This window comes from Bacillus kwashiorkori (genome assembly GCF_001375515.1).
Classification (GTDB): domain Bacteria; phylum Bacillota; class Bacilli; order Bacillales; family Caldibacillaceae; genus Bacillus_BK; species Bacillus_BK kwashiorkori.
The window spans coordinates 99,631-109,139 of the sequence record NZ_CTDX01000004.1 but is presented as its reverse complement, the minus strand read 5'-3'; the positions used below and the strand labels follow the sequence as shown (position 1 = coordinate 109,139).

Below are 9,509 nucleotides of genomic sequence, written 5' to 3'. Positions count from 1 at the left end.
TGTTAAAGAAGGTACAGACGCAAGTAAGATTATTGAAAAATTAGTAGCAGAATATCTTAAAAAGCAAGCTTAGGCTAACGCCTACCGACATTCATCTCCCACTTACTCACTGGGCTACGCCCTTCTCCTTCCTTGAAGTGGGAGTCTTCTGTCGGAAATCCGATAAATCGGAAACAAGAAAAGTTACTTATACGAAGTCGTTCCAAGCAGTAAATATATTAACAAAAAAATAAAAATCAAACCTATAAAAAGGGTAATTAAAACTCTCACTATTTTTGACATTTAATGTACCTCGATTATTACTTATTTTTCCTTATCGAATCAATAATATCCACTTTGCCCGTATTCCAAATAGCAATTATTCCCGATAAAATAACAATTAAAAATGATATCATGAAACAGAACAAGATGGACTCCATTGTTATTACAAATAAACTAGCAAAACCAATTACATTATTTGCTATAAATAACAGTAGATAGGATATTACGATGGATAAAACAAATGTTTTTATAGCAACAAATAACATTTCATACCCTATTAACATGAAAACATTCTTCGTCGTAAACCCTATTGCTTTTAAAATCCCTATTTCCTTTTTTCTGGTCCTTGTTTTTAAAAAGTATGTGAATCCAAACAATAGCATGACGATTAAAATTAGTACGAGAGAAACTCCTTGCATCGTGTCTTGAATCATCTTTAAATTTGTTTGAATTTTCTTCACATCTGTAGCCTTACTTACCACCTGAATAGTTGGTGAAAATAATTCTATTTTTGAGCTAGTATTTGCCACATCTTCAAAACTAGTAACCTGAGCATATAGTGCACTCGGAGCTAATTCTTTCTCAGGAAAACCCGGAAATGTTTCACCTAGATTGCTGTCTTTATTCTCTGAAATAATCTCTATCAATTCACTATAATTTAAAAAAATCAGATTTCTGCTTTCTTCAGACTTTTGATAAATATATGAATTAGGCAAAATGCCCTTTATTATTTTACTAAATGAAACTAATTTATAAATAGGTGCATCAATTTTAACTGTTTCTGCATTTTCAAGTGAACCTCTATCGCTCCCTTCTTGAGGTTTAGTCGCCTCACTTGTATAAAGCTTAACAGGTACAAAACTTTGAATTTCTAAGGTCTTCCCTATTAAATCTTTTGGGTTTTCTACTAGAGAAGAAGCCAATGAAGCTGTAAGGATAATACCATCTTCTATATCTTCTGCTTTGTACTCAAGAATAGATTGTAGATTTTCCTCTGGATATAATGGAGTTACTCGAAATTGATCATCAGTCATATTCTCCATAATATTTTCATATGTATTTTCCTTTACCACTTTGGAACCATCTTTGACGATTAATTTTGCAATATCTGACTGATTAGTTGATATTCCAAAGGATAGGAATTCATAATATGGATACAACTTTTGTATTGTTGGGAGGTTGTTAATAGATTCTATTTCCTCATCGGTAAATTGAAATGCTTCAACATAATCCGTTTGGGAATTAATACCTAGAGTATCATTAATGATAAAAATACCCCTATCAGATATAGCATCGATAAAATCTTTTTGATGATCACTAAACGAATCTCCAAAATTCACAAAGAGAGTAGCAATCGCGGCAGTAATTGCTGTAATAATAATTAGAAATCTGTTTAACTTTTTTTCGTCTTTTCTCTTCCTTTTATAATATTTGATAAAATGAAAAAGGTTTTTCTTCTTCCCCTCTATTTTTTCTACTCTACTTTCCAAATTATCTTTAGTACTTTTTAGGGCATTTAATTTTCTTTCTTTTATTTCATATATTGTATCAGCAATATTTGCAACAGTTTCATCATGAGAAACGATAATAACAATTTTATTCTTTTCACGCGCTAAGTTCCTTAAAATATTTAATATGTTCTGTGTGTTTTCCGAGTCCAAGGATGCTGTAGGTTCATCAGCAAGAATAATATCTGCATCATTGATTAGCGCTCTTGATATGGCTACCCGTTGCTCTTCTCCTCCAGATAAGTCAGAAGGATAATTATCTGCTACGTGATTCAAATTAACATAATCCACTAGTTCATTAGCCTTCTGGTAAATATATGAATGATTTTTACTTACCATTCTCAAAGGAATCATTATATTTTCCTTCGCAGTTAATTCCTGTAATAAATTATTTTGTTGGAAAACAAAGCCGATATGATTTAATCTAAAAAGTGCCTTTGACTCATCATCATCAAATCTAATTTGATTACCATCTAGATAGTATGTGCAATCTTTATTTGGGTTTTGAATTAATCCTAAGATATTCAATAAAGAGGATTTCCCTGACCCAGACGGACCCTTTATAACTGTAACAGTTCCCCTTGCAAACTCAACATTTACATTAGATAAAATCTCAGTTTCACCATATTTTATTGTTAAATTTTTTATTTCCAGCATTAAATTCACCTTCTAGAATAAATGAATATTAGTTTAAAAAAGTGAAACTTTTAATTAATATGAGAAATTATTATTAATTAATTTACTACGATTATTCTTCTGATTAATCTATTCTTTAAATTAAGATTACCTTTGATAAAAATCTAGTTGAAGTGAAACGAAGAATCCTAACAATTATTAGTGTACCATTTTTTTGAAAACTTACAATAACTATTGTATTTTCTATTTTAAAATAGTTTGAATGTACTATGTATTTTTGACTTTAGTTGCGTTTTGGAAATTATTGGGACTTTTAAAGGTATTCCTACATGCGACAAAATAGTTCTAATTGCTTAAATTGCTTATTCTATTAGATTACGGTTAAATAATAGTATTCTTTTGGTATTTCCTCCTTTCAGAGGGAAGTTATAATTGAACGACTTTAAGAGAGATTTGGATGAATATGAACCCAATAATACTCATCATTGAAAAATGTAGGTTCGATTTTTACAAGAGATATAGACTAGAAAAAAGAGGATTTTATTTTTCTTGAAACAAGAAAAGAAGGTTCGTAGAAAGTTGATATTTCTACATTCGAAGCTCTTTTCGAAGATGTTGTACAACAACTAGAACAAGAGTTTTTGATTTCTTTGATTTTAATTTTAATTGCACGAAAATCAAGTCCACTGTCATTAAATGGTTGTTTTTCGATTGTTTTATTGACAAAGAAAATGACAACTCCAACAATAACGGACAACATTCCGGCAAAGGCTTTTTAAATGACTAATTATTTTTAAAGCACGCAAACTACTCTTGAACAATCTTTTCGTGAACATGGTCTTAAAACCATAGCAGTAGAGGTGGATATTTCTAAAGCAACCGTTAGTTCCGTATATTGAGTACAATAGATAGAATTTTGTTGCACTAATTATTTAGTAACTGGAGGGAAAATTGTGCCGGAGTGGTTACAGATTGTTTTGCGTGCATTATTATTTATCATTTTCCTATTCATCATTACAAAGTTAGTTGGGAAAAAACAGATCGTGCAAATGACATTTTTCGACTATATTTCAGGAATTACAATTGGAAGTATTGCAGCTGAGTTAATTACAGGATTGGAACGAAATATTTTTCACGGATTATTAGGAATATCTGTTTTTGGAATTGTTACTATGTTGGCTGATTTTGCAGTTTTAAAAAGTAAAAAACTGCGAAACTTTGTTGATGGTAGAGCAAGCATTTTTATAAAAAACGGCAAGGTTCTGAAGATAGTTTAAAAAAAGAGCGATACACTATTGATGATTTAAATTCCTTATTACGCAAGAAAAATGTATTCAACGTAGCGGACGTTGAATTTGCAGTACTTGAACCTACTGGGGATTTAAGTGTGTTTTTAAAAAAAGAGAACCAACCTTTAACACAAAAGGATATCAATTCATCTGTGAAAAAAAAGAGTGGCTTACCTCAAACTGTCATTATGGAAGGAAATATCATTTATGATTCTTTGCAAGAGGCAAATCTTACGAAAGAATGGTTGCTAAATGAGTTAAAAAAAAAGGATGTCCAGTTAGAAGAGGTATTCATTGGGACTATTGACGGAAATAAGAAATTATATGTTGACAAATATGAAGATTAAATATTCACGACAGCTGTGCTTGTAAAAAAATTTCACTTGTAACTTCTAATAAAAAGCCACTGCCATTATTTCGGCAAGTGGCTTAAAAAGTTTTCAGAAGCAAAACCGCGAACTTCTGCTTCATTATAATACTTTAACAGTTTAATGATTAAATTTTGCGATTGTGATGCATCTTCTAGCCCCTTTACTTTATCGTAAATTCCATCAAAGTCAGAGCCAAGACCAATTTGCTTGATTCCACCTAACAAACAAAAATGATCAATATGCTTAATTAAATCATCAATCGACGCTTTCCCTTGTTCTTTTATGAAAGGTGGATTATAGACGACATGAATTAAACCACCTTTTTGGAATAAAGCTTTTGCTTGTTCATCTGTTAAATTTCGACGATGATTGCAAATTGTCTTTGAATTGGAATGGCTAGCAATTGGAAAATCGGCAAGTTCCATAACATCCCAAAATCCTTTTTCTGATAAATGCGATACATCAGTAAAAACTTTATATTGATTGTTAAGTTTTACAATTTCTTTACCAAGCTCTGTCAATCCGCCAGCGCGTGGCTCGCCTACACCATCAGCTGCTAAGTTTGCTTGATTCCACGTTAATCCGACGGACAATACACCGAGTTGATAAAGTATTCTAAGTTTGGTTAAATCATTTCCAATTGGATCCACACCTTCTAAAGTTAAAAAGGCACCAATTTCTCCATCCTTTAGTGTATTTAAATCTGACCAACACCGAATATGTTTCATTTCTTGATTTTTCCCTAATACTTCGGAGTAGAAGTAGTCAATTTGAGTGAGTACTTCTTGAAACTTTTGATCTGATTGGATATATGGTTCAACAAAAATAGCAAATGCTTGCACTTTTACTTTTCCTTTTTGCAATCGTTCTTTATTTGTATCTAATTCAGATGCATCAGCAAAGCGAAGTTTTCCTTTTGCCTCAGATAGTTTTAACAATGCATCACAATGTAGGTCAATCACATTCATTTAATAACCTCCAATATTTATATTTAATTACCTTTGCTATGTATGACAATCGTTCAAGTTATGAAACACCGAATTATTGCTAATACTAATAATATTGACATTGGGTGAACTCCGATAACAGGCAATGCCATTATTTCCATTGTAGCCACCTATGTAAAGATTTTTCCACCTGTTCCCAATGAAAAGAAACATTCAACAAACAATTTTTTGATTACAGCGGAGAGTGAAATCATAATACTTTCTGCGTACTCCAAAAGCATGGAATATCATTTTTATTGGAGCCTAATTTTATTGTACTCTTTCACTTTTGAGGGGAAAACTATGAATTGGAATATTTATCAACAATTTTTACGGTTACCATATTTAATCCGACTTTTACTAGTTGTCGCATTCATTTTATTTTTATTCGGAACATCCATTCATTTTGTTGAACCTGAACAATTTCCAACAGTATTTGATGGCATTTGGTGGGCGATTATTACGACTTCAACAATTGGTTACGGGGATTTTGTCCCCATTACAATACCTGGAAGGATTATTGGAATTTTATTAGTACTGTTTGGAGCTGGGTTTGTTGCAACTTTTTTCGTATCTTTAGCAACTTCTGCTGTTCAGAAACAAAATGCAATTATGAAAGGAACACTCGAATTGAAAATTACGAATCATTTTATCGTTATCGGCTGGAATGAGCGATCTAAAGAAATAGTCCAAGATTTTGTGAAAGTCAATCGTGATCGACAAATTGTTTTAATTGATTCTACTTTGGATAACAGTCCGTTCATCAATAAGAACAATTTATTTTTCGTAAAAGGCGCACCTTCTTTGGATGCGACTTTGGAAAAAGCAAATGTCCGTGATGCAGAGTTAGTCATTATTACTGCCGACCCAAGAAAAAACGAGCTCGAGGCAGATATGAATACGATATTGAATATCGTCGCTGTTAAAGGACTAGCACCTTCTATTTATTGTATTGCAGAAATTTTAACGAAAGAACAAATTATTAATGCAAAACGTGCCGGTGCTGATGAAATTATTCAAACGAATACATTATCAAGCTTTGTGATGTTGCACACAATGCTATCGCACGGTATATCCGATTCACTATTAGACATTTTTAATATTTTAAAAGGGGTAAAAGTGCAGCTCCTTACCGATAATGAATTTGTCGGTGAAAGTTTTCAGCAAGTAAGTACGAATTTACTGAAAAAACATATTATTTTAATTGGCGTTAAACAGGATGAGAATAACACTTTAATAAATCCAAATGGTGAGTACATCATTCAGCATAAAGATCGTTTATTAGTTATTGGTGAAGACTTGAGAAATTGAAAAAACACCAGAACCATTGTTATTGGCACTGGTGTTTTATTCATTTTATTTTAAGCGTTTTTCTAATTCTGCTTTCTTCTCTTCAAAGCCTGGTTTGCCTAAAAGTGCAAACATATTCACTTTGTATGCTTCTACTCCAGGTTGGTCAAATGGATTGACTCCTAATAAGTATCCGCTCATTGCACATGCTTTTTCAAAGAAATAGACGAGATAACCGAATGTATAGGCGTCCATTGCTGGAATTTCAACAACTAAGTTAGGTACATTGCCGTCTGTGTGAGCAAGTAATGTTCCTTCAAATGCTTTATTGTTGACGAAATCTACAGTTTTACCAGCTAAATAATTTAAGCCATCTAAATCATTTGCTTCTGCTTCGATAGTTAATTCATGACGTGGTTGATTTACTTTTATAACTGTTTCGAATAAGTCTCTCCGCCCTTCTTGAACATATTGTCCTAATGAGTGAAGGTCGGTGGAGAAATTGGCAGATGACGGATATATACCTTTTTGATCTTTTCCTTCACTCTCGCCAAACAATTGTTTCCACCATTCAGCAAAATATTGTAAGCCTGGTTCATAGTTAATGAGCATTTCAATTGTTTTACCTTTGTTGTATAAAATATTACGGATAGCAGCGTATTGATAAGCTGCATTTTCTTCAAGTTCTGATTTTCCGAAGTCTTCCCTTGCTTGTGCCGCTCCATTCATCATTTCCTCAATATTTACTCCACTTACTGCAATTGGAAGTAATCCTACTGCTGTTAAAACAGAGTAACGACCACCAACATCATCAGGAATAACGAATGTTTCATAGCCTTCTTCCGTTGCTAATGTTCGAAGCGCTCCACGTGCTTTATCTGTTGTTGCATAAATTCGTTTTCTCGCCTCTTCAGAACCATATTTCTCCTCTAAAAGTTTTCTGAAAACACGGAAGGCTAGTGCTGGTTCTGTTGTTGTACCTGATTTGGAAATGACGTTAATTGACCAATCTTTGTCTTGCAACAAGTCCATTACATCAACCATATAGGAAGAGCTAATATTATTCCCCACAAAGATTACTTGTGGTGTTTGGCGCTGTTCTTTTGATAAGGCATTGTAAAAGCTGTGATTCAACATTTCAATTGCCGCACGTGCACCTAAATAAGAACCACCAATACCGATAACGAGTAAAACATCGGAATCGTTTTTAATTTTTTCACTTGCTTTTTGAATCCGAGAGAACTCCTCTTTATCATAATTCACCGGTAAGTCTATCCAGCCAAGAAAATCACTGCCTGCACCAGTTCCTTCGTGAAGGGCATGGTGGCTTACTTTGACTAAGTCTTTCATTTGAGTAATTTCGTGTTCGTTGAAAAAAGTAAGTGCTTTTGAATAATCGAATGTAATATGTGTCATTACTTTACCTCCAGTTTACTGCAAAAACTTAAAGTAGCTAAACCACTTCTAATTTGATTTTTCCTTTTCATTATGCGCTATTTTAAATTTTATTACCACTAGCTTTTTAATTTTTTCACATACAATCATTGATTTTATCATAACGATAAATTATCGCTAAAAAATGATTGCGACTGATGATTTTTTAATTAATGGCGTTAAAGAGACGCTTTATAAATAGCTAACACATCTTCGGTTGTTAATTTTTTGAACACACCAAATTCACCTTGGCGCATTGCCCTGTCGACGAGAAGATCTAGTGAACTTTCATCAATATTGTACTCCGCTAATCTGCTTGGAGCACCGATACTGTTCCAAAATTCACGAAGTTTTTCAATCCCTTCAAGTCCTGCTTCTTCATCGGTTTTTCCTGTCGGATCGACTTGGAATACTCGTACAGCAAGTTGTTTAAATCTTGCTGGATTAACGGACAAGTTATGTTTCATCCAATTTGGAAAAAGAATTGCTAAGCCACCACCATGTGGTATATCGTGGATAGCAGAGACGGCATGTTCGATGTTATGGGTTGCCCAATCACCGGTGAAGCCCATTTGTACCATTCCATTTAATGCCATTGTCCCACAATACAAAATTGTTTCCCGATATTCATAATTTTGTAAGTCATTTAACAGTTTCGGTGCTGTTTCCATTACTGTTTGTAAAATAGACTCACAAAGTCGATCTTGTAGCGGTGTATTTGTTTCTAAGTGAAAATAATGTTCAAACACATGGGCCATCATGTCTACTATTCCATTAATTGTTTGATCTTTTGGAACCGTGAATGTATTCACAGGATCTAAAATTGAAAATCTCGGGAAAGTTAGTGGACTGCCCCACCCATATTTTTCATTCGTTTCCCAATTTGTAATTACAGAACCAGAATTCATTTCTGAACCAGTAGCTGCTAATGTAAGGATTGTTCCAAATGGAAGGGCTGCTTTAACTTCCGCTTTTTTTGTAACAATATCCCAAGGATCGCCATCATATTTAGCGCCAGCTGCAATCGCTTTTGTACAATCAATAACACTACCGCCACCAACTGCTAGTAAAAATTCGATTCCTTCTTTTTTGCAAATGTCTACCCCTTTTCGAACACTACTAATTCGCGGATTTGGTTCTACTCCTGGTAGTTCAAATACTTCTATGTTCATTTCTTCGAGCAGCTTCGTTACTTCATCATATAGACCGCTCCGTTTAATACTGCCACCGCCATACACAAGCAATAGTTTCTTTCCGTATTGGGCAAGCTCAGTTTTTAATTGTTCTACTTGTCCTCTTCCAAAGATTAACTTTGTAGGATTGTAATATGTAAAATTTTTCACATTGTTCACCTCCATTTATATAATATCATACACTTTTTTTACTATTAATAATAAAATTTGTCGATGCATAGAAAATATTATTTTTTCACAATCTATACTTGCATTAATTTTTATTGTTAAGGAGGGATTTAAATGAGCGGGTTACAACGAATTGCGCTTGTCCTTACCATTATTGGTGCTCTTAACTGGGGATTAATTGGATTTTTTCAATATGATTTAGTAGCAGCGATATTTGGCGGTCAAGCATCAGCACTTTCAAGAATCATTTACGGTTTAGTTGGACTTGCCGGACTAATTAACCTTGGTCTCCTCTTTAAACCGAGCGAGGCAGTTAGTCGTTCACCTGAACCAAGAACAACCCGTTAAAAGGGGTCTGTCCCCAATCAATGGG

General features: G+C 33.5%; 8 protein-coding genes. 4 read left to right on the top strand and 4 right to left on the bottom strand.

Annotated elements, in window-relative coordinates; translation table 11 throughout:
• Positions 1-299: 299 nt before the first annotated feature.
• Complete coding sequence (locus tag BN1242_RS01545) at positions 300-2,426, bottom strand: ABC transporter ATP-binding protein/permease (RefSeq protein ID WP_062350361.1); 2,127 nt, start codon at positions 2,424-2,426, stop codon at positions 300-302.
• A 932-nt stretch (positions 2,427-3,358) separates the two neighbouring features.
• On the opposite strand from BN1242_RS01545, the gene BN1242_RS13070 reads away from it, so the two are divergent.
• Both BN1242_RS13070 and BN1242_RS13065 read left to right on the top strand, forming a co-directional pair.
• Entirely contained in the window at positions 3,359-3,682 is a 324-nt protein-coding gene (locus tag BN1242_RS13070) for a DUF421 domain-containing protein (RefSeq protein ID WP_062350359.1), read from the top strand.
• Between the two features lie 17 nt (positions 3,683-3,699).
• Entirely contained in the window at positions 3,700-4,041 is a 342-nt protein-coding gene (locus tag BN1242_RS13065; RefSeq protein ID WP_077216069.1) for a DUF421 domain-containing protein, read from the top strand.
• Positions 4,042-4,106: 65 nt separating this feature from the next.
• Here BN1242_RS13065 and BN1242_RS01530 read toward each other — a convergent pair whose 3' ends face one another.
• Positions 4,107-5,033 carry a dipeptidase gene (locus BN1242_RS01530; RefSeq protein WP_062350353.1) on the bottom strand — a complete coding sequence of 309 codons (927 nt, stop codon included), beginning with the start codon at positions 5,031-5,033 and terminating at the stop codon, positions 4,107-4,109.
• A 321-nt stretch (positions 5,034-5,354) separates the two neighbouring features.
• Between BN1242_RS01530 and BN1242_RS01525 the strand changes: the two genes are divergently transcribed.
• The gene (locus BN1242_RS01525) at positions 5,355-6,362 is read left to right on the top strand and encodes a potassium channel family protein (protein ID WP_062350350.1); all 1,008 of its coding nucleotides are present in this window, start codon (positions 5,355-5,357) and stop codon (positions 6,360-6,362) included.
• Between the two features lie 45 nt (positions 6,363-6,407).
• On the opposite strand, the gene BN1242_RS01520 is transcribed toward BN1242_RS01525, so the two are convergent.
• The gene (locus BN1242_RS01520) at positions 6,408-7,757 is read right to left on the bottom strand and encodes a glucose-6-phosphate isomerase (protein ID WP_062350347.1); all 1,350 of its coding nucleotides are present in this window, start codon (positions 7,755-7,757) and stop codon (positions 6,408-6,410) included.
• A 197-nt stretch (positions 7,758-7,954) separates the two neighbouring features.
• Positions 7,955-9,118: an iron-containing alcohol dehydrogenase gene (locus tag BN1242_RS01515; RefSeq protein WP_062350343.1), complete on the bottom strand. Its 1,164-nt coding sequence runs from the start codon at positions 9,116-9,118 to the stop codon at positions 7,955-7,957.
• 132 nt (positions 9,119-9,250) lie between these two features.
• Between BN1242_RS01515 and BN1242_RS01510 the strand changes: the two genes are divergently transcribed.
• The gene (locus BN1242_RS01510; RefSeq protein ID WP_062350340.1) at positions 9,251-9,484 is read left to right on the top strand and encodes a DUF378 domain-containing protein; all 234 of its coding nucleotides are present in this window, start codon (positions 9,251-9,253) and stop codon (positions 9,482-9,484) included.
• Positions 9,485-9,509: the final 25 nt, after the last annotated feature.

What these genes read in the sequence shown, in the direction of transcription:
- BN1242_RS01545 (WP_062350361.1), bottom strand. Translation starts at nt 2,426, where the DNA reads ATGCTGGAAATAAAAAATTTAACAATAAAATATGGTGAAACTGAGATT.
- BN1242_RS01530 (WP_062350353.1), bottom strand. Translation starts at nt 5,033, where the DNA reads ATGAATGTGATTGACCTACATTGTGATGCATTGTTAAAACTATCTGAG.
- BN1242_RS01525 (WP_062350350.1), top strand. Translation starts at nt 5,355, where the DNA reads ATGAATTGGAATATTTATCAACAATTTTTACGGTTACCATATTTAATC.
- BN1242_RS01520 (WP_062350347.1), bottom strand. Translation starts at nt 7,757, where the DNA reads ATGACACATATTACATTCGATTATTCAAAAGCACTTACTTTTTTCAAC.
- BN1242_RS01510 (WP_062350340.1), top strand. Translation starts at nt 9,251, where the DNA reads ATGAGCGGGTTACAACGAATTGCGCTTGTCCTTACCATTATTGGTGCT.